Raw genomic sequence first — 25854 nt, forward strand, 5'->3', positions numbered from 1 at the left:
AAATCAGCCTGAAAAAAGCTGAACTTCTGGCTATGCGTCGGCTTCTATAGCCCGTTAGCCTGTACACCACCCACTTATTCCGTTTGCAAAGGATGTTTCACATGAAGCGCTTGTTCTGTTTGGCTGCGATTGCGGCCGCTATGTTGGGACACTCTGTTTCAGCCCAGGCCGCCGGCCTGGAGTTCGGCTTGGGGAGCACCAGCGATTCGACGCTGACCTACCGCCTGGGCCTGACCTCCGATTGGGACAAGAGCTGGATGCAGAGCAATGTCGGCCGACTGACCGGCTACTGGAGCGGCGCCTATACCTATTGGGAAGGGGATGATCGTGCGGGCGCCAGCAGCCTGTCGTTCTCGCCGGTGTTTGTGTATGAGTTTGCCGGCGAGTCGGTCAAACCCTACATCGAAGCCGGTATCGGCGTGGCGTTGTTCTCTCGCACTCGGCTGGAAGACAACAACATCGGCCAGTCCTTCCAGTTCGAAGACCGCCTGGGTTTCGGCCTGCGGTTCAACGGCGGGCATGAAGTGGGCATTCGTGCCACGCACTATTCCAATGCCGGCATCAGCAGCAATAACGATGGGGTAGAGAGCTACTCGCTGCACTACACCATGCCGCTGTAATGCACTGTAGGAGCGAGCTTGCTCGCGAAGAACCTCAACGATAACGCAGCGAATCAGGTTTAACGCGGCGTTCTCAGGTTTTTCGCGAGCAAGCTCGCTCCTACAGAATCAGCGGTAGGCCGTGGTAATGCCTTCACGCTCTTCAAGGCATTCCGGCGCACCCATCTCGAACTCCCGGCAAATCAACGGCCGAAGCTCATAGATCGTGCACATCATCGTGTCGCGGTCCAGCGCTGCGCACCAGCCGTCGTCCAGGCGCAGCATCACCTCACCCCCCCAATCGTCGGTATCGATAAAGCGTTGTGGCACGCCGGTGTCGGTGATCAGCATGACTTCCAGCTGGCAGCAACAAGCCGCGCACGTCGAGCACGTGACGGGTTCGGTGATTTGAATGTGAGGGATGTTGGTCATAGGCGCGCAGTGTAAGGCAAGTGCGTCAGATGCGTATGAATGCTCGGACGGGCGTCAGTGTTCCAGCCTCTGCGCAACCCTGTGTAACAGCGGAAAGAGCATGGCCCATAACAGCGCCAGGCCGATCAGTGTTGGGGCGGTGCCGTACGCAAAACTCACGCCTGCCAATTGACTGCCGGCGTAATAAGACAACGGCCCGCCCACCGCGCCTAGCAGGCTGGCGAGCCACCAGGGCCGTGCGCTCCAGGCCAGGCAATGGCGCAAGGTGGTGGCCAGCAAGGCCCATAACAGTATCAGCCACAGCGGAATCAGTGCCCCCGGCGTATTGAACTCAAACACGCCGAGCCCACGCAGTGCCGTATCGACCAGTGTTCCCAGCACCGTCACGGCCAGAATCACTTGCCCCTCTCTTGCCCAAGAACTTATCCACAGCAAGTGTGCGCCCAGTACCGCGACGCCGATCAGCAACCAACGACTATCGCCGCCGAGTACGCAGGCAAACCAGCCGCACTGAAACAGCACGGCGTTGGCCAGGGATTTAAGCACTGAAACGCCCGAGCAGCGGCGGATTGATGGCCGCCGGTTTGGCCAGCAGCAACTGCGCGGTGCCGATGGTGCGCTCCATAAAGCCACCTTCGCAGTAGCACAGGTAAAACTCCCACAGGCGCAGGAAGTATTCGTCATAACCGAGTTCCGCAAGACGGCCATGGGCGCGGCGAAAGTTTTCATGCCACAGGCGCAGGGTGCGGGCGTAGTGCAGGCCGAAGTCTTCCATGTGCAGCAGGTTCATGTCGGTGTCACGGCTGACGATCTGCAGCATGTTTTGTACACAGGGCAGCGCGCCACCAGGGAAGATGTAGCGCTGGATAAAGTCGACGCTGCGTTTGGCCTGCTCAAAGCGTTGTTCACGAATAGTGATGGCTTGCAGCAGCATCAGGCCGTCGGGCTTGAGCAACTGGGCACATTGTTTGAAATAGGTGGGCAGGAAACGATGGCCCACCGCTTCAATCATTTCGATCGACACCAGCTTGTCGTACTCACCGGTGAGGTCGCGGTAATCGCTCAGCAGCACGGTCACACGATCTTGCAGGCCCGCGGCCTGGATACGCTGCGCGGTGTAGGCGAACTGTTCCTTGGACAGGGTCGTGGTGGTGACCCGACAACCGTAATGCTGCGCCGCATACAACGCCATGCTGCCCCAGCCGGTACCGATTTCCAGCAGATGGTCGCTGGGCTTGAGCGCCAGTTTCTGGCAGATGCGCGCTAATTTGTTCAGTTGTGCCTGTTCCAGGGTGTCATCGGGGGTCAGGAATTGCGCGGCCGAGTACATCATGGTGGGGTCGAGAAATTCTTCGAACAGGTCGTTGCCCAAGTCGTAATGGGCGGCGATGTTTTTTTGCGAGCCTTTGCGTGTGTTGCGGTTGAGCCAGTGCAGGCCCTGAGTGAACGGCCGCGCCAGGCGTGCCAGGCCACCTTCCATGGCGTCGAGCACCTCCAGGTTGCTGACCATCACCCGCACGACGGCGGTGAGGTCGGGGCTGGTCCAGTAACCATGGATAAACGCTTCGCCGGCGCCGATCGAGCCATTGGCCGCCACCAGCCCCCATACCGCCGCGTCGAGAATCTGGATCTCGCCCAGCAGGTGCGCTTCCCGTGCGCCGAAGACTTGCCGCTCGCCATCCTCGATGATGACCAACTGGCCATGGCGCAATTGGCTGAGCTGGCGCAACACGCCTTTGCGCAATAGCGCAGCGGTCATGCCGTTGACGTTCAGGCGGTTAGCCTTGACCGATAAGCTAGGGGATTTCATGGTGGCGATCCTTGGTATACCCGACTGCGGTGCGAGAGGCGCCATCGGCGGCCTGGTGGGAAAAAATCGGAGTTCGTTTGAGCAGCAGGCGCAAGGCTTGCCAGTAGATTGCAAGGCCGGTCTTGGCGGTCATCCAGGGAAAGCGCCACAAATAGCGATGCAGGCTGGCGCGGTTCAGTGCCTGTTTTTCCAGGCTCAAGGTGGCGTCGAAGACTTTTTGCGTGCCCTGCCAATCGGCCATATGCACGCCGAGCCTGGCGGCGGGCTGGCTGAAACTCATGCGGTATTCCAGCTCGCGAGGCAAAAACGGCGACACATGGAAGGCCTTGGCCACGGCGAAATGCTGGTGCTCATCGGCGCCCAGTGCCTGGGCGGGCAGCACGTAGTGATAGCGCTCGCGCCATGGGGTGTTGGTCACTTCACACAGGATCGCGGCCAGTTGCCCGTCAGCCTCGAAGCAGTAGAAGAAGCTCACCGGGTTAAAAGCCAGGCCCCAACTGCGGGCCTGGGTCAGCAGGCAGATAGCGCCCTGGGGCGTATGCCCCAGGGCCTTGCCGACTTCCTGGCGCACGGCATCGCTCAGGCTCATGCCGTGGCGTGTGAATTCACGCAGGTAATCCTGTTGGCGAAAGCCGAAGGGGGCCAGGCGACCCGTGCCGGCCAGCGGCGAGAGCCCCAGTACTTCATCCTCTTCGCTGAGGTCCAGGTACAACAGGCCGATGCGGTAGCGAAAGGCGTGGGCCTTGGGCGTAAACCGGCGATGGGCGATCCAGCCGCTGTACAAGGCGCTGTTCACAGGGTTTCCCCAAAGGCTTGGGCCACGCGCAGGGCACTGACCACGCCGTCTTCGTGAAAGCCGTTGGCCCAGTAGGCTCCGCAGTAAAAGGTATTGCGCACGCCGTTCAATTCTTCCCAGCGTGCCTGTGCGGCGACTGCGGCCAGGCTGTATTGCGGATGGGCGTAGGTGTAGCGCGCCAGGATCTTCAGTGGGTTGATCATCGGCGTCTGGTTGAGGCTGACGCAAAAAGTAGTGGCGCTGTCGATGCCTTGCAGGATGTTCATGTCATAGGTGACGGCGGCCTGTTGTTGCACGTTGCCCGTCAGCCGATAGTTCCAGCTGGCCCATGCCAGCTTGCGGTCGGGCAGCAGGCGTGTGTCGGTGTGCAGCACCACGTCGTTGTCGGCGTAGGGCAAGGCACCGAGAATCTGCTGTTCGGCCTGGCTGGGGTCATCGAGCAAGGCCAGGGCCTGATCGCTGTGGCAGGCGAATACCACGCGGTCGAAGGTTTCGCTGCCGGCCGGGCTGTGGATAACTACACCTTCGTCGCTGCGTTGCACCTTATGCACAGGGCAGTTGAGCCGTATCTGTTCGCGAAAGCTGCGGGTCAGCGGCTCGATATAACAGCTGGAGCCGCCCTCGATCACACACCATTGCGGGCGGTTGCTCACCGAGAGCAAGCCGTGATTCTTGAAGAAGCGCACAAAAAACTGCAGCGGAAACTTGAGCATATCGGCCAGGGACATCGACCAGATGGCCGCGCCCATCGGCACGATGTAATGCCGGATAAACCTGGGGCCATAGCCGCCAGCGGTGAGGTAATCGCCCAGGGTCATGTCGGCGCTGATGCGCTGCTCTTGCAAGTCCAGGGGCGCCTGGCGATTGAAGCGCAGGATATCGCGCAACATGCCCCAGAACCCCGGCGACAAAATATTGCGGCGCTGGGCAAACAGGCTGTTGAGGTTGTTGCCGTTGTACTCAAAGCCTGTGCTTTGGTCGCACACCGAAAAACTCATCTCGGTGGGTTTGAACCTGACCCCGATCTGCTCCAGCAGACGGATGAAGTTCGGGTAGGTCCAGTCGTTGAACACGATGAAGCCCGTGTCCACCGCATAGCTTTTGCCGTCGACCGTCACGTTGGCCGTGTGTGTATGCCCGCCAATGCAGTCATTGGCCTCGAACAGCGTAATGTCGTGGCGACGGCTGAGCAGGTAGGCGCTGGTCAGCCCGGCGATGCCGCTGCCGATAATGGCGATCTTCACAGGTCGTCCTTCTTCGGTGGCGGGCTGCGCAGCATGCGTTTGCCGATGATCAGTTGCGCGCGGTTGGGGAGCTTCGACAGCGGCCACAAGGTGGCAATGAACAGGGCCGGAAAGGCGATTTCCAGCGGGCGTTTTTCCAGCTTGGCGAAAATGTGTTTCGCGGCTTTGTCGGCCGGCCAGCTCAGGGGCATCGGGAAATCATTGCGCTCGGTCAGCGGCGTGTCGACGAAGCCTGGGCTGATCACCGTGACATCGATGTTTTCCGGCGACAGGCCGATACGCAGGGATTCGAACAAGTAACGCAGGCCGGCCTTGGACGCGCCGTAGGCTTCGGCGCGGGGCATGGGCAGGTAGGTCACGGCACTGGCCACGCCCACCATGTGCGGGGTACGCCCTGCGCGCAACAGTGGTAGCGCGGCCTCGATGCAATAACTGCTGGCCAGCAGGTTGGTGCGCACAACGTGCTCGATGATTGAGGCATCAAATTGCCGGGCGTCGACGTATTCACAGGTGCCAGCGTTGAGGATCACCGTGTCCAGCGAACCCCAGACCTCGCTGATACGCTCACCGATCTCGCGCACGGTCTGGCTGTTGGTCAGGTCGCCGGCCACCACCAGAACCTGGCCTGGATATCGAAGGGCGAGGGCATCCAGCGGGCCTTGGGTGCGGGAACTCAGGGCCACGTGGGCGCCGCTCTCGAGCAACTCCACGGCCAGCGCCGCACCGATACCACTGCTGGCGCCGGTCAGCCAATAACGACGGGGCGGTGTAAGGCTCATCCCATTCTCCTTTTCAGCCAACGAATAACGCGACCCAGTAGGGGGACATGTTCATAGAGCAGGGCGCCGGCATCGAAATAGTCGCGATGGCGGTAAACCTTGTCGTGCCACATCAAATGAGAACAGCCTGGCACCTCGATCACCTGCCCACCGGCCAGGCGTGGGTGACGAAAACGCATAGTCCAGCGCAGGTAGCCCTCGCCTTCGGCCACGGTATCGAAACCGTGGAAGTCAAAATGCAGCTCGCTGACGTTGCTGTACAAGTCGGCAAAGTAACGCCGCAACGCTGGCAGGCCCTGGACTTCATGCAGGGGATCGGTGAAGGCGATGTCCTCGCTGTACAGGCGGCCGAGCAGGTGCAGGTTGTGCTTGTCCAGCGTGGCGAAGGTGTGGGCAAACTGGTGCAGGAAGTCACTCATGTTCGGCCATCTCCTGACGCGAAGGCAGCCGGCGAAATGCGGCCAAGGCGCGCTCGCGAGACTGTTTCAAATCGACGATGGCACGCGGGTAATCCGCCACGCCGAACAGGCCCCCAGCCGCTTCGGGGTTGTGCACTTGTTTTTTATTCAGCGCGGCCAGTTCCGGGAGCCAGCGTTTGATGAACACGCCGTCACCGTCGAATTTTTCCGATTGGCTCAGCGGGCTGAATATCCGGAAATACGGCGCCGAGTCGGTGCCGGTGGACGAACTCCATTGCCAGCCGCCGTTGTTGGCCGCCAGATCACCGTCGATCAGGTGGCGCATAAAGAAGCGCTCGCCCTCGCGCCAGTCGATCAGCAGGTTCTTCGTCAGGAACATCGCCACCACCATGCGCAGGCGGTTGTGCATCCAGCCGGTTTCCAGCAGTTGGCGCATGGCCGCGTCGATGATCGGCAAGCCGGTGCGCGCCTGTTGCCAGGCGGCCAGGTCTTCGGGCGCCTTGCGCCAGGCCAGCGCTTCGGTTTCCGGGCGAAACGCGCGGTGGCGGGAAACCCGTGGGTAGCCGACCAGGATGTGCTTGTAGAACTCGCGCCACAGCAGCTCGTTGATCCAGGTGATGGCGCCGATGTCGCCGCTTTCGAACTCGCCCTGATTGGTTTGCAGCGCGGCGTGCAAGCACTGGCGCGGCGAAACCACTCCGGCGGCCAGGTAGGCAGAAAGCTGACTGGTGCCGGGCTTGGCCGGGAAGTCGCGTTCGTCCTTGTAATAGCTGATCTGCTGATCGGCGAAGGCATCAAGGCGACGGCGCGCTTCGTCTTCGCCAGCGGGCCAGAGGGCACGCAAGGTTTCGCTGGGTGTCGGGAACCCTTCGACTGCCGTTGGCACAGGGTCGCTTTTCACGCCATGCTCGGCCTGGGCCTTTGGCGTCGGCACCACGCGGGGCAGGGCGCTGTGCAGGCGGCTGTAGCAGACCTTGCGGAACTGGCTGAACACCTGGAAGTAGGTGCCGGTCTTGGTCAGCACACTACCCGGCTGGAAAAACAGTTGGTCCAGGTAGCTGTGGAAGGTCACGCCGTCAGCTTCCAGGGCCTGGGCCACGGCGCGGTCGCGGCGGCTCTCGTGAACGCCATATTCCTCGTTGACGTGTACCGACTCCACCGACAGCTCGCGGCACAGTTGGCTCAGTACCGTCGGCGCCTGGTCCCAGGTCGCGGCGTGGCGGATTAACAGCGGAATGTTGAGGTTGCCCAGTGCCTGGCTCAGGTGCTGCAAGTTGCGCAGCCAGAAATCGACTTTGCACGGCGCGTCATCATGCGCCTGCCATTGCTCGGGCGTGATCAGGTAAACAGCCGCGACGGGGCCGCGCTGGCACGCGGCCGCCAGGGCAGTGTTGTCGTGCAGGCGCAAGTCGGTGCGCAGCCAGATCAGATGCATTTAGACAATTCCACGCTGGATCAATAATTGATGGGCCGCCAACAGGTCCTCGGCCACGAACAACTCTGGGATGTCCTGGGTTAATACGCCCAACTCGGCGTGGTGGATGCACACCGTTGGTCCGGCAATCACCGTTGGGCAATGGATGCCGCCCAGCAGTTTGCTGAGTGCCGACACTTGCAACGCCTTGCTTGAGTACAGCAGCACCGCACGGGGTTGCAGGTGTTCCACCGCCAGGGCCAGTTCGCCGACAGGCAGTGGCCAATCGAATACTTCCACCGGGCAATCGGCACTGCTGGCCAGCCAGGCGCTGAGCCACAGGTGCGGTTCCAGGGGCAGGTCGGAATGATTGACCAGCAACAGGGGCGCGCCGTGGAGTTGACGATTGTTGTGATAGATCCGTGCGCCAAACTTGCTGCGCAGCCAGGAGAGGAAGAACACCCGCTCCATCTGCGCGCCGAACTGGCCCTGCCAGCGTTGTTCCAGCTCGTTGAGCAGCGGCAGCATCAGTTGCTCGCACAAGGTGCGTGGCGGGTAGAGCGCCATGGCCTGGTTGAAGGCGTCATCGACCCGGCGCTCGGCCAGTTCACTGATGGCACTCACCAAATGCTGGCGCAGGCTCTGCCACTCGTTTTCCATCGGCTCCGGGCTACCTTGGGCGGAGTCGATCAGCCCTTTGACCTGGCTGACCGGCACGCCGCGATTGAGCCAGGTGAGGATGGCCTGGATGCGTTGCACATGTTCGGCGCTGAACAACCGATGCCCTTTGGGCGTGCGCTGGGGCACGATGAGGCCGTAGCGGCGCTCCCACGCGCGCAGCGTCACCGCATTCACGCCGGTCTGGCGCGCCACCTCGCGGATCGGCAGCCAGCCGTTTTCCAGGGCCAGGGCGAGGTCTTCGCCGGGTTCGTCGAGCAGGGCAGGTTTCATGGGTTAGATCGCATTACGCAGGCTGAGGTTTTCCGGGTGCGGTTGCAGGTAGGCCTGCTGCGCGATGTAGCGGTCCGGGTGTTGGCGAAAGTGGTGCTTGAGCAGGGTCAGCGGCACCACCAGTGGCACGATGCCGTGGCGGTATTGGCCGATGACGGTCTGCATTTCCTGTTTGTCATCGGCACTGATGGCTTGCTTGAGATAGCCACTGATGTGTTGCAGCACATTGGTATGGGTACCGCGAGTCGCGCATTTTTTCAGGCCCGCCATCAGTTCGCTGAAATAACCGTCGGCCAAAGCTTGCAGGTCAATGCCCTTGCCCATGCTGCCGAGCAAGTGGCCCAGGCTTTTGTAATGCGCCGGGCTGTGGGCCATCAGCAGGTACTTGTAGCGCGAGTGAAACGTCAGCAAGCGGTGACGGGTAAGGCCGTCGGCCAACAGTTGCTGCCAACTGGCGTACACGAATACGCGGGTGAGGAAGTTTTCCCGCAGCACCGGGTCGTTCAGGCGACCGTCTTCCTCCACCGGCAGGTTGGGGTGTCGAGCACAAAACGCCTGGGCGTAAATGCCGCGCCCGCCACCGTCGACGGGCGTGCCGTTGTCGCGGTACACCTTGACCCGCTCCAGGCCGCAGGACGGTGACTTTTGCATGAAGATGTAGCCGCACAGGTCGGTATGTTCCCGGGCCATTTGCTGGCCGTAATCGTCCAATGGCTGAGTGACATTGAGCGCAGGGTTTACGCTGCCCACGGCCTGCGGTTGGTTGGGGTCCCCGACCAGGCGGATCGCTTGCCGAGGAATGCCCAGGCCGATGGCAACTTCAGGGCACAACGGGACGAAATCGAAATAGTCACTGAGGGTCTGGCTGCATAGCAGGGACTGTTTATGACCGCCATTGAAGCGCACGTTCTCACCCAGAAGGCAGGCGCTGATGGCGATCTTCGGTTTCACACGGCTGGACATAAGCAAACCTCTGCAAGAATTCTGTACAAGCTACAAATCTTGTACAACTAAATCTCATCATAGGCTCGATGTTGTACAAGTCAAATATTTTGTACAGGTTTGTGCCGCCGCTTTATTTCCAGCCGATTTTCCAGTCCTCAGCGTTTTTCAGGGTCTGCCAGGGCAGGCGTTCGGCGCGCCGAGTAAGGATGGCCTGCAGTTCGATGTCCAGCACCGTGCCCTCGTCGTCACGGAACAATTCGGTGACCAGGAAGTGTTTTTCCTTGTGGCGGGGATGAGCTGCCGTCCATTTTGACAGCAGCAGTTTGGCGGGGTTGATGCGGTTCATTGCAAGTGCTCGATCAAGCGTCGCGCCGCTTCCTGGCCACTCAACCAGGCACCTTCCACCCGGCCGGAGAGGCACCAGTCACCACAGACGAACAGGCCCAGGTCGGCGTCGGCCAGCACGCCGAATTCATGGCTGCTCGATGGGCGCGCGTAGAGCCAACGGTGCGCCAGGCTGAACGACGGCGCGGGCATGGCGCTGTGCAGCAATTCGGCAAAGGCGCCGTGCAGGTGTTCGATCACCGCTTCCTTGGGCAGGTCCAGGTGGGCCTTGCTCCAGGCGCTGGTGGCGTGCAGCACCCAGGTGTCGAGGGTGGTGTCGCGCCCGGGCTTGCTGCGGTTGCGCGCCAGCCAGTCGAGGGGGCTGTCTTGCACGAAGCAGCCCTCCATCGGCGTATCCAGGGGCTTGTCGAACGCCAGGGCGATGGCCCAGGTCGGGTCCATTTTCACCCCGGCGGCGGCGCTCGCCAGCTTGGGCGCGGCGGCCAGCAGGGCGGTGGCTTGGGGCGCCGGCGTGGCAATGATCACGTGACTGAAAGGGCCGTGATTGCCGCCGTCCGCGTCGAGCAGGTTCCAGTGCTGCGTGCCCTGGAAGACTTCGGTGATGCGGCAACCGAACTCCACCGGCAAGTCGTCGAGCAGGGCGCGAGTGATGGCGCTCATGCGCGGCGTGCCCACCCAGCGGATCTGCTCATCGGGGGAGGGCGTCAATTGCCCGGACTTGAAGTTATACAACTGGGGCTTCCACTGCTCAGCCCAGCCGTTGCTTTGCCAGCGCTGCACTTCGTTGACGAAGCGCCGGTCGCGAGCGGTGAAGTATTGCGCGCCCATATCCAGCGCGCCGGCGTCGCTGCGCTTGCTGGACATGCGGCCACCGCTGCCGCGGCTTTTATCGAAGAGATGCACTGCATGCCCAGCGTCTTGTAACGCTCGGGCGGCGGAGAGACCGGCGATGCCGGTACCAATGATCGCGATGGGAACAGTCATGGGAGGCCTCGTTTTACCGTTGGGTACAGACTACGCCGACACCAATAGCTGTACAATATTGTTTTTTGGTATAAGTTTTGGCGTGCCTGATTGTGTGGCGTGACCTATGGTTAAGCTAAGGCTTGAACCCCCGTCACGCTCAATTATCAAATTGATCCCTGCTTATAAAATAGACCAGTGAGCGGCGGCGAACGTTACATGAGGAGAGTCCCATGCATATTTTGCTGACCGGCGGTACCGGCTTGATCGGCCGTCAACTCTGCAAGCACTGGCTCGCGCAAGGCCACCGCCTGACGGTGTGGAGCCGGCAACCGGAAACGGTCGCCCGGGTGTGCGGTGCGCAGGTGCTCGGAGTGGCTCGCCTACAAGAGGTGATTGGCACGGTGGACGCGGTGGTCAACCTGGCAGGCGCGCCTATCGCGGACCGGCCTTGGACCCATAAGCGCAAGGCATTGCTGTGGAACAGTCGCATTCACCTCACCGAAACCTTGCTGGCCTGGATGGAAAGCCTGGAACAAAAACCGGCGGTGCTGATCTCCGGCTCTGCGGTGGGTTGGTACGGCGACGGCGGCGAGCGCGAACTGACCGAAGCCAGCGGCCCGGTGCTGGATGACTTCCCCAGCCAGTTGTGTATCGCCTGGGAGGAAACCGCCCAGCGTGCCGAAGCCTTGGGCATTCGCGTGGTGCTGGTGCGTACGGGGTTGGTGCTGTCTGCCGAGGGCGGCTTTTTGTCGCGCCTGCTGCTGCCGTTCAAACTGGCGCTGGGCGGGCCGATTGGCAATGGACGGCAGTGGATGCCCTGGGTGCATATCAAGGATCAAATCGCCCTGATTGATTTTCTTCTGCACAAGCAAGACGCCAACGGTCCTTATAATGCCTGCGCGCCGCACCCGGTGCGCAACCGCGAATTTGCCAAGGCCCTGGGCCAGGTGCTGCACCGCCCGGCGTTCATGCCGATGCCGGCATTTGCGTTGAAGGTTGGTCTGGGTGAGTTGTCCGGCTTGTTGCTGGGCGGGCAAAAGGCTTTGCCTGAACGGCTGCAGGCCGCAGGTTTCACTTTCCAGTTCACTGAGTTGCGTGCGGCTCTGGACGACTTGTCCAGCCGCCTCTAAAGATAGGATGTTGCATGACCGATCACGCGTTGTTACTGGTCAACCTGGGTTCGCCAAAGTCCACTTCAGTGGCCGATGTGCGCAGCTACCTCAATCAGTTCCTGATGGACCCTTATGTGATCGACTTGCCGTGGCCGGTGCGGCGCTTGCTGGTATCGCTGATCCTGATCAAGCGCCCCGAGCAATCGGCCCATGCCTATGCGTCGATCTGGTGGGATGAGGGTTCGCCGTTGGTGGTGCTGAGCCGCCGCCTGCAGCAGCAGATGACCGCGCAGTGGACCCAGGGCCCGGTGGAACTGGCGATGCGTTATGGCGAGCCGTCCCTGGAAACGGTCCTGACACGCCTGGCCGCCCAGGGTATTCAAAAAATCACACTGGCGCCGTTGTACCCGCAGTTTGCCGACAGCACCGTCACCACGGTGATAGAGGAAGCCAAGCGAGTGGTGCGCGACAAGCAACTGAATGTGCAGTTTTCGATCCTGCAACCGTTCTACGATCAGCCTGAGTACCTCGATGCGCTGGCGGCGAGTGTGCGCTCTTATGTGGAGCAGGATTACGATCACTTGCTGCTCAGTTTCCATGGCTTGCCTGAGCGTCATCTGACCAAGCTCGACCCCACGGGCCAGCACTGCTTCAAGGATGCCGACTGCTGCAAGAACGCATCCCCTGAAGTGCTGGCCACCTGTTACCGCGCGCAGTGCTTCAGCGTGGCGCGGGATGTGGCCGAGCGGCTGGGTTTGCCGGAGGGCAAATGGTCGGTGGCGTTCCAGTCCCGCCTGGGCCGGGCCAAATGGATCGAACCCTACACCGAGGCGCGCCTTGAGGCATTGGCCCAGCAAGGCGTGAAGAAGCTGCTGGTGATGTGCCCGGCGTTCGTCGCCGACTGTATTGAGACGTTGGAGGAAATTGGCGATCGCGGTCGCGAGCAATTTCGTGAAGCGGGGGGCGAGGAGTTGGTGTTGGTGCCTTGCTTGAATGACGAGCCGCAGTGGGCGGCAGCGCTTAATACCCTGTGCGAACGAGCGCCGGTTGCCTTGTAATCGAGCCCTGCGGTGATCCAATTGTGGGAGCTGGCTTGCCTGCGATGGCGGCCTGCCAACCGACGCTTCTCTACCTGACCCCCCGCGATCAACCTGTGTGCGGGCTTGCTCGCGAAGGCGGCCTGGCAGTCAACACAGTTGGATTGTGTACATATCCATTGCTGCGGTAACGGCCACCTAGGGTTCCGCTCTGACAGCGGGTCACTTTTGGAAGGACCCAAAAGTAACCAAAAGGTCCTCGCCCCACCACTCGGCACCTCGCCTAGGCTCGGTGTGCCCGAACGCAGGCTTGAATCCGTGGGCCGCCGCCACGCGCCATCCATGGCGCGGGGCGGCTAACCCGGCGTCCTGCCGGGTTACCCACGAATTCAAGCCTGCGTTCGGCCAGCGTGGTTTGACGGGGCGCCTGAGATCAAAAGCAGATCAAGATCAAGAGCGGCTCGCTTCGCATCGTGGTTACCTATGGCTATCGCAGGCAAGCCAGCTCTCACAATTTGACTGTATTTACAGATTAAGGGTCAGGCTAACCGTGAAGTTGCGCGGCTCGCCGGGGTTGACCCAATAGTTGCTGTAGGACCGCTCGTAGTACTTTTCATTGAATAGGTTGTTAAGGTTCAGCCCCACCGTCACATTCTGCGTGGCCTTGTAATGGGCCAGCAAATCTACGGTGTGGTAGGCGGGCAGTTCGAAGCCTGTGCCGGCTTCGCCTGAGCGGTCACCTACATAGGTGAACGCTGCGCCCAGGTCTGAGCCACGCAACGCGCCTTCCTGGAACTCATACACGCCCAACACACTGCCACTGCGCTTGGCCACGCCCAGAATGCGGCTGCCCGTAGGAATGGTTTTGTCGCCCTTGGTCACTTCAGCGTCGATGTAGGCCAAGGCGCCGATCACGCGGACTGCGTCGGTCACTTGCCCGGTTACTTGCAGGTCGAACCCCTGGCTGCGGGCCTTGCCCATGGCGCGGTTGAGGTTGGTCGCCGGGTCCAGGGTCAGCACGTTTTCCTTTTCGATATGAAAGGCCGCCAGGGTAGCGCTGAGGCGGTCGTCAAACAGCTCGCTCTTGACCCCCACCTCATAACCCACGCCTTCTTCGGGCTTGAAGGACTTGCCAGCGGCATCCAGGCCGCTATTGGGCTTGAACGACGTGGAGGCGTTGGCAAACACGCCGATTTCTGGCGTGAGCTGGTAGAGCAGGCCGGCGCGCTGAGTGAAGGCGTCGTGGGTTTGGCGGCCCTTGGCGTGGTTGCGGGTGAAGTCGTCGGTGCTTTGTTCGAAGTGTTCGAAGCGCGCACCGATCATACCGCGCAGGCGGTCGGTGAAGATGATCTGGTCTTGCAGGTTGAGTGCGTGGCTTTTGGTCTGTTCGAAGAAGTCGGTACCGGAGCGTTTGCCGTTGGGTTTGGGCTGGCCGTACACCGGCTTGTAGATGTCGATGGGATAGTCGCCTGCGATCGCCGTCACGCGCTCTTTCTTGCGGTAATCCTCGTACTCGGTACCGATCAACAGTTCATGTTGCCAACTGCCGATATCGAACACCCCGCGCAGTTCTAGCTGGGTGATGCTGTCATGCCAACCGGTGGAGCGTTCACGGTAGCGGCGATTGACGCTGTGGCCGTCTGCGTTCAACGCTCGGCTTTCCGAAGCATCGCCCCACAGGCTGCCTTGCTTGTAATGGCTGGCCAGGCGCAGTTTCCAGGCGTCGTTGAGGTGGTGTTCCAACGCCGCCTGAATGCGGTTGTTGTGGTTGCGGATATTGCCGTCGTTGGGCTCGCCGAGGAAGGTGGAATGGGACATGCCGGTATTGGCGACGATGCCTCGGTCGAAGGTGGAGCTGTGGCGCACGAACTCACTTTCCACCAGCAGGGTGGTGTCCGGGTCCAGTTGCCAACTGAAGGAGGGCGCGACAAACACACGCTTGGCGTCCACGTGATCGCGAAAGCTGTGGTTGTCTTCAACGGCCAGGTTCACTCGCGTCAGCATGCGCCCCTCGCTGTCCAGCGGCGTATTCACATCCAGCGCGGTGCGGTAACGGTCCCAACTGCCGGCGCTGGTCTGCAGCGTGGTGAAGGCCTCGGGCTGGGGTTTCTTGGTGACGATATTCACCGTGCCGCCGGGATCGCCACGCCCATACAGGCTGGCGGCGGGGCCCTTGAGCACTTCGATGCGCTCGATATTCGCTGCGTCCGGGGTGCTGGGGTAACCACGGTTGGCGCTGAAACCATCCTGGTAGAACTCGGACGTGGTGAAGCCGCGCACGCTGTATTCGTAGAGGGTCAGGCCGCCGAAGTTGTTTTGCTTGGACACACCGCCGGCGAATTCCAGGGCGCGTTCAACGCTGGTACTGCCCAGGTCTTTGAGTACCGTGGCAGGAATCACGCTGATCGATTGCGGGATGTCGCGCAAGGCCGTGTCGGTCTTGGTCGCACTGGCAGAGCGGGTGGCGCGGTAGCCGTCGACCGGGCCGGTGGCGGATTCATAGGCGTCGGAAGTGACGCTGATGGTGTCCAGTTCCAAGGTGTTTTCTTCGGCGTAGGCAGGGTCGAGCAGCAAACCCAGGGCCAGGCCGGCCAAGGGCACAAACTTTCGAGACGGCATGATAGAGCGTTCCAATAGCGATATTGAAACAATATAACATGCCTAATGAGAATGAATCGCTAAGAAATGTAGCCTTACCAGCGCCCGCGAACGGGCGCTAGGATCGCGACGGTTATTGCTCTTCTTTCAATGGTGCGGTCGCCGGTGGTGGGCGCAGGCCTATTTCCGCCGACAGTTTGATCTCCTTGCCGTTGCGCATCACCAGGATCGCCACCTTGTCGGTCGGCTTGATCCGCGCCACCTGGTTCATCGACTTGCGGCCATCACCCGCCGGGGCGCCGTCGATGCTGAGGATCACATCGCCCAGTTGCAGGCCGGCTTTCTGCGCCGGGCCGTCGCGGAAGATCCCCGCTACCACGATGCCTGGACGCCCGGTCAGGCCAAATGACTCGGCCAGTTCCTTGGTCAAGGGCTGTACCTCAATGCCCAGCCAGCCGCGAATCACCTGGCCGTGCTCGATGATCGACTTCATCACTTCCATCGCCAGCTTCACCGGGATCGCAAACCCAATGCCCTGTGAGCCGCCGGACTTGGAAAAAATCGCGGTGTTGATGCCCGTCAGGTTGCCATTGGCGTCCACCAGCGCACCGCCCGAGTTGCCGGGGTTGATCGCGGCGTCGGTCTGGATGAAATCTTCGTAGCTGTTAAGGCCCAACTGGTTACGCCCGGTGGCGCTGATGATGCCCATGGTCACCGTTTGCCCCACCCCGAACGGGTTGCCGATGGCCAGCGCTACATCGCCCACGCGCAAACCGTCGGAGCGGCCGAGGGTGATGGCCGGCAGGTTCTTCAGATCAATTTTGAGTACCGCAAGATCAGTTTCCGGGTCGCTGCCCACCACGCGGGCCAGGGTTTCGCGGCCGTCACGCAGGGCCACCACGATCTGGTCGGCGCCCGTGGTCACATGGTTGTTGGTGAGGATGTAGCCCTCGGGGCTCATGATCACGCCGGAGCCGAGGCTGGATTCCATGCGGCGCTGCTTGGGGCCGTTGTCACCGAAGTAGCGGCGAAATTGCGGGTCTTCAAACAACGGATGCGCGGGCTTGTTGATGACCTTGGTGGTGTACAGGTTGACCACCGCAGGGGCCGCGATGGTGACCGCGTCGGCATAGGTGACCGGGCCCTGGACCACTGTGTTGGTCTGCGGCGCCTGTTGCAGGTTCACATCCAGTGTGGGCAGGCCCACCCACTGGGGATAACGCTGGATAATCAGCATCGCGATCAGCACGCCAGCCAACAATGGCCATCCAAAAAAACGCAGTGCCTTGAGCATCAAGTAAGTCCTGACAGGTTGCAGGGGGCGGGAGAGCGCCCATAATGTCGCGCATTATACGAGGCTGTGACGCCTGCGAACGGGATATTTAGGAGTCTTTTATGGCCGTGCCCCTTACTACCCTCGTCGAGGAAGCCGACCGCTACCTCGGCAGCGCCAAAATTGCCGATTACTGCCCCAATGGCCTGCAGGTCGAGGGCCGGCCCCAAGTGATGCGCATCGTCAGCGGCGTGACCGCCAGCCAAGCCCTGCTGGACGCCGCCGTCGAAGCCAAGGCCGACCTGGTGCTGGTGCACCACGGTTACTTCTGGAAGGGCGAAAACCCGTGCATCACCGGCATGAAGCAGCGCCGTCTCAAAACCCTGCTCAAGCATGACATCAGCCTGCTGGCCTACCACTTGCCCTTGGACCTGCACGCCGATGTCGGCAACAACGTGCAACTGGCTCGCCACCTGGACATCACCGTCGAAGGCCCGCTGGACCCGGGCAACCCAAAAATCGTCGGCCTGGTCGGCTCCCTGGCCGAGCCCTTGTCACCTCGTGACTTCGCCCGTCGCGTGCAGGACGTGATGGGCCGCGAACCGCTGCTGATCGAAGGCAGCGAAATGATTCGCCGCGTCGGCTGGTGTACCGGTGGCGGCCAGGGCTACATCGACCAGGCGATTGCCGCGGGTGTCGATTTGTACCTGAGCGGTGAAGCGTCCGAACAGACCTTCCACAGCGCCCGGGAAAACGACATCAGCTTCATCGCCGCCGGCCATCACGCCACCGAACGCTACGGCGTGCAGGCCTTGGGCGACTACCTGGCGCGGCGCTTTGCCCTGGAGCATCTGTTCATCGACTGCCCCAATCCGATCTAAAGCACAGCATTGAACACTGTGGGAGCTGGCTTGCCTGCGATACAGGCACCGCAGCCATTCAGGCTCACCGAGGTGAGGCCATCGCAGGCAAGCCAGCTCCCACACTTACAGTGTTGAAGCCCAAACTGGGCGGCATATTCATATATCGTTTCGGTCTAGCTGGCGCCCTAAATAGAAGAAGTTGCTGTGCTAGCATGCCTCGCTCGAACACGGCCCGCTGGCCGTCCATAAGATCGTTTTTCCGTGAGTAACCATGGTCGACAAACTGACGCATCTGAAACAGCTGGAGGCGGAAAGCATCCACATCATCCGCGAGGTCGCCGCCGAGTTCGATAACCCGGTGATGCTCTACTCGATCGGTAAAGACTCCGCCGTGATGCTGCACCTGGCACGCAAGGCCTTCTTCCCGGGCAAACTGCCATTTCCGGTGATGCACGTCGACACTCGCTGGAAATTCCAGGAGATGTACAAGTTCCGCGACAAGATGGTCGAGGAGCTGGGCCTGGACCTGATTACCCACATCAACCCCGATGGCGTGGCGCAGAACATCAACCCGTTCACCCACGGCAGTGCCAAGCACACCGATATCATGAAGACCGAGGGCCTCAAGCAGGCGCTGGACAAGCATGGTTTCGACGCAGCATTCGGCGGCGCCCGTCGCGATGAAGAGAAATCCCGTGCCAAAGAGCGCGTGTACTCGTTCCGCGACAGCAAGCACCGTTGGGACCCGAAGAACCAACGCCCGGAGCTGTGGAACGTCTACAACGGCAACGTCAACAAGGGCGAGTCGATCCGCGTGTTCCCGCTGTCCAACTGGACCGAGCTGGACATCTGGCAGTACATCTACCTGGAAGGCATCCCGATCGTGCCGCTGTACTTCGCCGCCGAGCGCGACGTGATCGAGAAGAACGGCACGTTGATCATGATCGACGACGACCGCATCCTTGAGCACCTGTCCGACGAAGACAAAGCCCGCATCGTCAAAAAGAAAGTACGTTTCCGCACCCTTGGCTGCTACCCGTTGACGGGCGCGGTGGAGTCCGAAGCCGAGACGCTGACGGACATCATTCAGGAAATGCTCCTGACGCGAACTTCCGAACGCCAGGGCCGTGTCATCGACCACGATGGTGCAGGCTCGATGGAAGATAAAAAACGGCAGGGGTACTTCTAAGCTTCGAGTTACAAGCGGCAAGCTGCAAGTTAAGAGCGGTATGCGTAATTTTGTAGCTTGGTGCTTGCAGCCGGTTGTTGCGAGCCGCGTTGAGTGACTCGTAATGGATTTCGAGAAGTTGGTTGTTTGGCAAAGAAGCAAGTGTTTAGCGGTGGGAATCTATCGAGAGTTTGCGCAGTGCCGGGATCTGGGTTTCAAGGACCAGATTACCCGCTCAGCGCTTTCAGTGCCCTCCAACATTGCTGAAGGCATGGAGCGTTGCAGTGCCAAAGAAAAGATCCGTTTTCTTTGGATTGCGAAGGCTTCTTGTGGAGAGTTGCGTACGCAGATTCTCATCGGTAGTGACATTGCCTACATCGCCCAGCCGCTGGCTGATAACTGGATTACAGAAACTCGCGAGCTCTCAAAAATGCTCTGCGGCCTGATCAACAAAATTTCTGACTAGCTGTACGCCGACAAGCTTGCCGCTTGAAGCTTACAGCTCGGAGCTTAAACACAATGAGCCATCAATCTGATTTGATCAGCGAGGACATCCTCGCCTACCTGGGCCAGCACGAGCGCAAAGAGATGTTGCGCTTCCTGACCTGCGGCAACGTCGACGACGGCAAGAGCACCCTGATCGGGCGCCTGCTGCACGACTCCAAGATGATCTACGAGGATCACCTGGAAGCCATTACCCGCGACTCGAAAAAGTCCGGCACCACCGGTGACGATATCGACCTGGCGTTGCTGGTCGATGGCTTGCAGGCCGAGCGTGAGCAGGGCATCACTATTGATGTTGCCTACCGCTATTTCTCCACCGCCAAGCGCAAATTCATCATCGCCGACACACCCGGCCATGAGCAGTACACCCGCAACATGGCCACTGGTGCGTCCACCTGTGACCTGGCGATCATCCTGATCGACGCCCGCTATGGCGTGCAGACCCAGACCCGTCGCCACAGCTATATCGCCTCGTTGCTGGGTATCAAACACATCGTGGTAGCCATCAACAAGATGGACATCAACGGCTTTGACCAAAGCGTATTCGAGTCGATCAAGGCCGATTACCTGAAGTTCGCCGAAGGTATCGCATTCAAGCCGAGCACCCTGGCCTTCGTGCCGATGTCGGCGCTCAAGGGCGACAACGTGGTGAACAAGAGCGAGCGTTCGCCCTGGTACACCGGGCAGTCGCTGATGGAGATCTTGGAGACTGTCGAGATCGCCAATGATCGCAACTACACCGACCTGCGTTTCCCGGTGCAGTACGTCAACCGCCCGAACCTGAACTTCCGTGGGTTTGCCGGCACCCTGGCGAGTGGCATCGTGCACAAGGGCGACGAAGTGGTGGTATTGCCGTCGGGCAAGAGCAGCCGCGTCAAATCCATCGTCACCTTTGAAGGTGAGCTGGAACACGCAGGCCCAGGCCAGGCCGTGACCTTGACCATGGAAGACGAGATCGACATCTCCCGTGGCGACCTGTTGGTGCATGCCGACAACGTGCCGCAAGTGACCGACGCCTTCGACGCCATGCTGGTGTGGATGGCCGAAGAACCGATGCTGCCGGGCAAGAAATACGACATCAAGCGCGCCACCAGCTACGTGCCGGGTTCCATCACCAGCATCGTGCACCGCGTGGACGTAAACACCCTGGCCGAAGGCCCGGCGAGTTCGCTGCAGCTCAACGAGATTGGCCGGGTCAAGGTCAGCCTGGACGCCGCCATCGCCCTGGACGGTTACGACAGCAACCGCACCACTGGCGCGTTCATAGTGATCGACCGCTTGACCAACGGCACGGTGGCCGCGGGCATGATCATCGCGCCACCGGTGGGTCATGGCGGCGCTGCGCAGCACGGCAGCCTGGCGCATGTGGCCACCGAAGAGCGCGCCCTGCGTTTCGGCCAGCAGCCGGCCACGGTGTTGTTCAGCGGCTTGTCGGGCGCTGGCAAGAGCACTCTGGCCTATGCGGTCGAGCGCAAGCTGTTCGACATGGGCCGGGCGGTGTTCGTGCTGGACGGCCAGAACCTGCGTCACGACCTGAACAAAGGGTTGCCGCAGGACCGTGCCGGGCGTACCGAGAACTGGCGTCGTGCGGCTCATGTGGCGCGTCAGTTCAACGAAGCCGGCCTGCTGACCCTGGCGGCTTTCGTTGCGCCGGATGCCGAAGGCCGTGAACAGGCCAAGGCGCTGATTGGTGCGGACCGACTGCTGACCGTCTACGTGCAGGCATCGCCGTTGGTGTGCGCCGAGCGTGACCCGCAAGGTTTGTACGCGGCCGGTGGGGATAACATCCCTGGCGAATCCTTCCCGTATGACGTGCCGTTGAATGCCGACCTTGTGATCGACACCCAGGCGTTGTCGCTGGAAGACAGCGTCAAGCAAGTGCTGGAGCTGTTGCGTCAGCGCGGCGCGATCTAAACCTCGCGGCCATTAAAAAGCCCGCCATCGATCACTCGGTGGCGGGCTTTTTACATATTCTCAAATGTGAACTCGATCACTGTGGGAGCTGGCTTGCCTGCGATGGCGGACTGTCAGTTTATTTATCCTTAGCTGATCCACCGCTATCGCAGGCAAGCCAGCTCCCACATTAACTTGCTTCCACATGTGATCAGCGGCTGGCCGGAAAGTCTTTGTGAAGCTGCTCCAGCAATGCATCCTTGTCTTGCCACAACTGGTTGATCCAGCCCTGGAACGCTAACCGATATTCCCCATCCTGCTCATAATTCTTGCCGATGAACTCGGCCGGGATCTGCACCTCTTCAAAGTGCACCACCACGTCCTTCACGTTGCCGCACAGCAAGTCCCAATAACCTGGGCGCCCGCCGGGGTAGTGGATGGTCACATTGATCAGTGATTTGAGCTGCTCGCCCATGGCATCCAGCACAAACGCAATGCCGCCCGCCTTGGGTTTAAGCAGGTAGCGAAACGGTGACTGCTGCTGCGCATGCTTGCTCGGCGTAAAGCGTGTGCCTTCAGCAAAGTTGAAAATCCCCACGGGGTTGTCGCGAAACTTCGCACAGGTCTTGCGCGTGGTTTCCAGGTCTTTGCCTTTCTTCTCCGGGTGCTTCTCCAAATATGCCTTGCTGTAGCGCTTCATGAAGGGAAAGCCCAGTGCCCACCACGCCAGGCCAATCACCGGGACCCAGATCAGCTCTTGCTTGAGGAAGAACTTCAGGGGGCGAATGCGCCGATTGAGCACGTACTGCAACACCATGATGTCGACCCAGCTCTGATGGTTGCTGGTCACCAGGTACGAGTGTTGGTAGTCCAGGCCCTCAAGGCCAGTCAGGTGCCAGCGCGTACGGCGCACCAGGTTCATCCAGCCCTTGTTGTTGGTAACCCAGGCTTCGTGGGTGTGGTTCATCAGCCATTCGCTCAGGCGCTTGGCGAACGGCAGCGCCTTGAACAGCGCCACGATAAACAGGAACGAACACAGCAGGATCGTGTTCAGCGCCAGCAACAGCGAAGCGATCACCCCGCGCACGGCGGCAGGTAGAAAATCCAGCATTTAGATATCCATGGGTCGGTTGGCGGCTTGGATCGCCGTCAGGGCGATGGTGTACACGATGTCGTCCACCTGGGCGCCACGTGGCAGGTCATTGACCGGTTTGCGCAGGCCCTGAAGCATCGGCCCCAGGCTCACGCAATCGGCGCTGCGTTGTACGGCTTTGTGGGTGGTGTTGCCGGTGTTCAGGTCCGGGAATACAAAGACGGTGGCCTTGCCCGCCACCTGGCTGTTGGGCGCCAGTTGTCGGGCGACGTTTTCGTTGGCGGCGGCGTCGTATTGCAACGGGCCGTCGATCAGCAACGAACTTTGTTGTTCGTGGGCGAGCAGGGTGGCTTCGCGGACTTTTTCCACCTCCTCGCCGCTGGCCGAGTCACCGCTGGAGTAGCTGATCATCGCCACCCGTGGCGTGATGCCGAACGCGGCTGCCGAGTCGGCGCTTTGCAGGGCGATTTCCGCCAGTTCCGCAGCGCTTGGGTGCGGGTTCATCACGCAGTCGCCGTACACCAGCACCTGCTCGGGGAACAGCATGAAGAACACCGACGACACCAGGGTGCAGCCCGGCGCGGTCTTGATCAGCTGCAGCGCCGGGCGAATGGTGTTGGCGGTGGAGTGAATCACGCCGGAGACCAGGCCATCCACTTCGTCGAGGGCGAGCATCATGGTGGCGATCACCACGGTGTCTTCCAGTTGCTGCTCGGCCATGGGCGCGTTGAGGCTTTTGCTCTTGCGCAAGGCGACCATTGGCTCCACGTAGCGTTGGCGAATCAGGTCGGGGTCGAGAATCTCCAGGCCTTCGGGCAGGTCGATACCTTGGGCGCGGGCGACTGCCTCCACATCCGCAGGCTTGGCCAACAGCACGCAACGGGCAATGCCGCGGGCCTGGCAGATCGCGGCGGCCTGTACGGTCAGCGGCTCGCTACCTTCGGGCAACACGATGCGTTTGTTGGCGGCCTGGGCGCGTTGGATCAACTGGTAACGGAACACTGCCGGCGACAGGCGCATCTCCCTTGGCGTGCCGCAGCGCTGGTGCAGCCAGCGCGCATCGAGGTGGCTGGCGACGAAGTCGGTGATGATTTCCGCACGCTCGCGGTCATCGATAGGGATTTCCTTGTTGAGGCTATTGAGCTGGTTGGCGGTGTCATAGGAGCCGGTGCTCACCGACAACACCGGCAACCCGGCCTGGAAGGCGCCTCGGCACAGATCCATGATGCGTGGGTCGGGCAGGGTGTCGCTGGTCAGCAGCAGCCCGGCCAGCGGCACGCCATTGATGGCGGCCAGGCTGACGGCGAGGATGATGTCGTCGCGATCTCCGGGGGTCACTACCAACACACCGGGCTTGAGCAGCTCGACGGTGTTACGCATGGTGCGCGCGCAAATGATGATCTTGGTCATGCGCCGGCTTTCGTAGTCGCCGGCGTTGAGGATCTGCGCGCCCATCAGGTCGGCCACGTCGCGGGTGCGCGGGGCATTCAGCTCGGGTTGGTAGGGGATGCAGCCGAGCAGCCGGAAATCACCGCTGCGCAACAGCGGCGAATGCTCTTTGAGGCGCGCCGAGAAGGCTTCCATGCTTTCGTCGGTGCGTACCTTGTTGAGAATTACGCCCAGCACTTTCGGGTCTTTGGGGCCGCCAAACAGTTGGGCCTGCAATTCCACACGGCCGGAAAGCTCGGTGAGCACTTCATTTTCCGGCGCCGAGACCAGGATCACTTCCGCGTCCAGGCTCTTGGCCAGGTGCAGGTTGACCCGTGCCGCGTAGCTGGCGCTGCGGGTCGGCACCATCCCTTCGACGATCAGCACGTCTTTGCCTACGGCTGCCTGTTGGTAAAGGGTGATGATCTCTTCGAGCAACTCATCGAGCTGGCCGTCGCCGAGCATGCGCTCTACGTGAGCCAGGCCCAGGGGCTGCGGCGGTTTCAGGCCGTGGGTGCGCGCCACCAGCTCGGTAGAGCGTTCCGGCCCGGTATCGCCAGGGTGTGGCTGGGCAATGGGTTTGAAAAAGCCGACTTTCAGGCCAGCCCGTTCCAGGGTGCGCACCAGCCCAAGGCTGATGGAGGTCAGACCCACACCAAAATCGGTGGGCGCGATAAAAAAAGTCTGCATGCGAATTCTCTGGAGGTGCATGGCTTGGGTGGCGCTCTATGGGTGAGTGCCTACCGCGAATCAGGCGCCAAGGTTATCGTTATTCGTGCCCTTGCGCACACCAGCCGCACGTAAAGGCCTGGCCTATTTTTTCAAGGCGTTGAGCGGGTTCGAGGACCCAGGCGCGCGACTGCCATGGCGGCTGGTGGCGCAGATGCTGGGTGTGGCCGCAGGACAGCTCGGCCACCCAGTGCCCATCGTCGTCCTGATGAAAACCTGTGATCGTGACCGTTGATCGGCCCCGTCCGTCCGGGTTCCGTTCGCTTTCGGGCAAATCCTTGTTTAGACTTGTCCGTTCTTCATTCTTATGCAAAAGGTCTCGCCCCATGACGATCGCCGCTAACAAGGCTGTCTCCATCGACTATACCCTGACCAACGACGCTGGTGAGGTCATCGACAGCTCCGCCGGCGGCGCGCCGCTGGTTTACCTGCAAGGCGCAGGTAACATCATCCCAGGCCTGGAAAAGGCTCTGGAAGGCAAGAACGTCGGTGACGAACTGACTGTCGCCGTAGAACCTGAAGATGCCTACGGCGAATACTCCGCCGAACTGGTCAGCACCTTGAGCCGCAGCATGTTCGAAGGTGTCGATGAGCTGGAAGTGGGCATGCAGTTCCACGCTTCCGCGCCGGACGGCCAAATGCAGATCGTCACCATCCGCGACCTGGACGGCGACGACGTTACCGTTGACGGCAACCACCCTCTGGCTGGCCAGCGCCTGAACTTCCAAGTGAAGATCGTGGCCATCCGCGACGCTTCCCAGGAAGAAGTGGCTCACGGCCACGTCCACGGTGAAGGCGGTCATCACCATTGATTGATGTTTTGATCAGGTGGTAGCAAAAACGCCCCGACTGGTTCGGGGCGTTTTTTTTGCCTTGAGAATATTCCCGGTCAACTTTCTGTAGGAGCGAGCTTGCTCGCGAAAAACCTGAGAGCCCCGCCGGGCGCCAGGCTTCCCGCGTCATCGTTAACGATCTCGCGAGCAAGCTCGCTCCTACAGTTTTCAGGGGCAAACAAAAATGCCCCGGACCTTTCGGTACGGGGCATTTCTTAACTGTTACACAGCCTGGGCGGCGTTGCAGTTGTTACCACTTAGGCTGCAGCAGGAACGCTCAGAGCCTTGATGTGGCCATTCAGGCGGCTCTTATGGCGAGCGGCCTTGTTCTTGTGGATGATGCCTTTATCGGCCATACGGTCGATAACAGGCACAGCCAGAACGTAAGCTGCTTGAGCTTTTTCAGCGTCTTTGGTGTCGATGGCTTTGACTACATTCTTGATGTAGGTGCGAACCATGGAACGCAGGCTGGCGTTGTGGCTGCGACGCTTCTCAGCCTGTTTTGCACGTTTTTTGGCGGAAGGTGTGTTGGCCACCGTCGAGCTCCTCGAAAGACTTTTTAGGAAATAGCAAACAAAATAGGCCGCGAATCATGCCGATGACTTGACGGGTTGTCAAGGGCG

The 25854-nt window shown here is 60.8% G+C and carries 26 protein-coding genes; 8 read left to right on the plus strand and 18 right to left on the minus strand.

All coding sequences use genetic code 11. The features are described from left to right. Positions 1-101: 101 nt before the first annotated feature. Complete coding sequence (locus tag HBO10_RS27480) at positions 102-620, plus strand: acyloxyacyl hydrolase (RefSeq protein WP_014716838.1); 519 nt, start codon at positions 102-104, stop codon at positions 618-620. Positions 621-728: 108 nt separating this feature from the next. Here the strand turns inward: HBO10_RS27480 and HBO10_RS27485 are convergent, their stop codons facing one another. From HBO10_RS27485 to HBO10_RS27540, 12 genes are all read right to left on the minus strand, one after another. Next, complete coding sequence (locus HBO10_RS27485; protein WP_003188364.1) at positions 729-1031, minus strand: YkgJ family cysteine cluster protein; 303 nt, start codon at positions 1029-1031, stop codon at positions 729-731. Between the two features lie 54 nt (positions 1032-1085). Continuing rightward, positions 1086-1577 carry a DUF2878 domain-containing protein gene (locus HBO10_RS27490; RefSeq protein WP_034128077.1) on the minus strand — a complete coding sequence of 164 codons (492 nt, stop codon included), beginning with the start codon at positions 1575-1577 and terminating at the stop codon, positions 1086-1088. Continuing rightward, entirely contained in the window at positions 1570-2841 is a 1272-nt protein-coding gene (locus tag HBO10_RS27495) for a cyclopropane-fatty-acyl-phospholipid synthase family protein (RefSeq protein WP_054896866.1), read from the minus strand. The genes HBO10_RS27490 and HBO10_RS27495 overlap by 8 nt, the downstream gene beginning before the upstream one ends. Continuing rightward, positions 2828-3637 (minus strand): DUF1365 domain-containing protein, encoded by an 810-nt coding sequence (locus tag HBO10_RS27500; protein ID WP_034128075.1) that lies wholly within the window; start codon positions 3635-3637, stop codon positions 2828-2830. Before HBO10_RS27500 ends, HBO10_RS27495 begins: the two co-directional genes overlap by 14 nt. Beyond that, entirely contained in the window at positions 3634-4881 is a 1248-nt protein-coding gene (locus tag HBO10_RS27505) for an FAD-dependent oxidoreductase (protein ID WP_034128074.1), read from the minus strand. Before HBO10_RS27505 ends, HBO10_RS27500 begins: the two co-directional genes overlap by 4 nt. After that, positions 4878-5660, minus strand: a complete 783-nt coding sequence (locus HBO10_RS27510) for an SDR family NAD(P)-dependent oxidoreductase (RefSeq protein ID WP_034128073.1) — start codon at positions 5658-5660, stop codon at positions 4878-4880. The genes HBO10_RS27505 and HBO10_RS27510 overlap by 4 nt, the downstream gene beginning before the upstream one ends. Next, positions 5657-6079 carry a nuclear transport factor 2 family protein gene (locus HBO10_RS27515; RefSeq protein WP_034128072.1) on the minus strand — a complete coding sequence of 141 codons (423 nt, stop codon included), beginning with the start codon at positions 6077-6079 and terminating at the stop codon, positions 5657-5659. The genes HBO10_RS27510 and HBO10_RS27515 overlap by 4 nt, the downstream gene beginning before the upstream one ends. Continuing rightward, positions 6072-7514 (minus strand): deoxyribodipyrimidine photo-lyase, encoded by a 1443-nt coding sequence (gene phrB / locus HBO10_RS27520; RefSeq protein WP_034128071.1) that lies wholly within the window; start codon positions 7512-7514, stop codon positions 6072-6074. The genes HBO10_RS27515 and phrB overlap by 8 nt, the downstream gene beginning before the upstream one ends. Further along, positions 7515-8444 carry a MerR family transcriptional regulator gene (locus tag HBO10_RS27525; RefSeq protein WP_034128070.1) on the minus strand — a complete coding sequence of 310 codons (930 nt, stop codon included), beginning with the start codon at positions 8442-8444 and terminating at the stop codon, positions 7515-7517. A gap of 3 nt (positions 8445-8447) precedes the next feature. After that, on the minus strand, positions 8448-9407 hold the full coding sequence (locus tag HBO10_RS27530) for a DUF523 and DUF1722 domain-containing protein (protein WP_034128069.1): 960 nt from the start codon (positions 9405-9407) through the stop codon (positions 8448-8450). Between the two features lie 112 nt (positions 9408-9519). Then, positions 9520-9735: a TIGR02450 family Trp-rich protein gene (locus HBO10_RS27535; protein WP_014716848.1), complete on the minus strand. Its 216-nt coding sequence runs from the start codon at positions 9733-9735 to the stop codon at positions 9520-9522. Next, complete coding sequence (locus HBO10_RS27540) at positions 9732-10718, minus strand: FAD-dependent oxidoreductase (protein ID WP_034128068.1); 987 nt, start codon at positions 10716-10718, stop codon at positions 9732-9734. Before HBO10_RS27540 ends, HBO10_RS27535 begins: the two co-directional genes overlap by 4 nt. A 212-nt stretch (positions 10719-10930) precedes the next feature. On the opposite strand from HBO10_RS27540, the gene HBO10_RS27545 reads away from it, so the two are divergent. Both HBO10_RS27545 and hemH read left to right on the plus strand, forming a co-directional pair. Next, on the plus strand, positions 10931-11830 hold the full coding sequence (locus HBO10_RS27545; RefSeq protein ID WP_034128067.1) for a TIGR01777 family oxidoreductase: 900 nt from the start codon (positions 10931-10933) through the stop codon (positions 11828-11830). A gap of 14 nt (positions 11831-11844) precedes the next feature. After that, the gene (gene hemH / locus HBO10_RS27550; RefSeq protein WP_034128066.1) at positions 11845-12870 is read left to right on the plus strand and encodes a ferrochelatase; all 1026 of its coding nucleotides are present in this window, start codon (positions 11845-11847) and stop codon (positions 12868-12870) included. 504 nt (positions 12871-13374) lie between these two features. On the opposite strand, the gene HBO10_RS27555 is transcribed toward hemH, so the two are convergent. Then, a complete protein-coding gene (locus tag HBO10_RS27555) occupies positions 13375-15468 on the minus strand; it encodes a TonB-dependent siderophore receptor (RefSeq protein ID WP_034128065.1) in 2094 nt (697 codons plus the stop codon). A gap of 112 nt (positions 15469-15580) precedes the next feature. After that, positions 15581-16741 (minus strand): Do family serine endopeptidase AlgW, encoded by a 1161-nt coding sequence (algW, locus tag HBO10_RS27560; protein ID WP_034128064.1) that lies wholly within the window; start codon positions 16739-16741, stop codon positions 15581-15583. A gap of 101 nt (positions 16742-16842) precedes the next feature. On the opposite strand from algW, the gene HBO10_RS27565 reads away from it, so the two are divergent. The 4 genes from HBO10_RS27565 (at position 16843) to cysN (ending at position 21169) form a co-directional block, all read left to right on the plus strand. Beyond that, positions 16843-17601, plus strand: coding sequence for a Nif3-like dinuclear metal center hexameric protein (locus tag HBO10_RS27565; RefSeq protein WP_020302961.1), 759 nt, complete (start codon positions 16843-16845; stop codon positions 17599-17601). 253 nt (positions 17602-17854) lie between these two features. Continuing rightward, positions 17855-18772, plus strand: a complete 918-nt coding sequence (gene cysD, locus HBO10_RS27570; RefSeq protein WP_003171640.1) for a sulfate adenylyltransferase subunit CysD — start codon at positions 17855-17857, stop codon at positions 18770-18772. Between the two features lie 103 nt (positions 18773-18875). Beyond that, complete coding sequence (locus HBO10_RS27575) at positions 18876-19217, plus strand: four helix bundle protein (RefSeq protein ID WP_034128063.1); 342 nt, start codon at positions 18876-18878, stop codon at positions 19215-19217. Positions 19218-19270: 53 nt separating this feature from the next. Further along, positions 19271-21169 carry a sulfate adenylyltransferase subunit CysN gene (cysN, locus tag HBO10_RS27580; protein WP_003188392.1) on the plus strand — a complete coding sequence of 633 codons (1899 nt, stop codon included), beginning with the start codon at positions 19271-19273 and terminating at the stop codon, positions 21167-21169. A gap of 190 nt (positions 21170-21359) precedes the next feature. Here the strand turns inward: cysN and HBO10_RS27585 are convergent, their stop codons facing one another. From HBO10_RS27585 to HBO10_RS27595, 3 genes are all read right to left on the minus strand, one after another. Further along, on the minus strand, positions 21360-22259 hold the full coding sequence (locus tag HBO10_RS27585; protein WP_034128062.1) for an acyltransferase: 900 nt from the start codon (positions 22257-22259) through the stop codon (positions 21360-21362). Further along, a complete protein-coding gene (gene pta / locus HBO10_RS27590; protein ID WP_003188396.1) occupies positions 22260-24359 on the minus strand; it encodes a phosphate acetyltransferase in 2100 nt (699 codons plus the stop codon). Between the two features lie 79 nt (positions 24360-24438). Next, positions 24439-24756, minus strand: a complete 318-nt coding sequence (locus HBO10_RS27595; protein WP_081095674.1) for a DUF3565 domain-containing protein — start codon at positions 24754-24756, stop codon at positions 24439-24441. Here HBO10_RS27595 and HBO10_RS27600 point away from each other — a divergent pair. Then, a complete protein-coding gene (locus tag HBO10_RS27600) occupies positions 24725-25210 on the plus strand; it encodes a peptidylprolyl isomerase (protein ID WP_003188398.1) in 486 nt (161 codons plus the stop codon). The genes HBO10_RS27595 and HBO10_RS27600 overlap by 32 nt on opposite strands. Positions 25211-25488: 278 nt before the next feature. On the opposite strand, the gene rpsT is transcribed toward HBO10_RS27600, so the two are convergent. After that, positions 25489-25767: a 30S ribosomal protein S20 gene (gene rpsT / locus HBO10_RS27605; RefSeq protein WP_003188401.1), complete on the minus strand. Its 279-nt coding sequence runs from the start codon at positions 25765-25767 to the stop codon at positions 25489-25491. Between the last annotated feature and the right edge of the window lie 87 nt (positions 25768-25854).

This window comes from Pseudomonas sp. WS 5503, from assembly GCF_012985385.1.
Taxonomy (GTDB): Bacteria; Pseudomonadota; Gammaproteobacteria; order Pseudomonadales; family Pseudomonadaceae; genus Aquipseudomonas; species Aquipseudomonas paracarnis.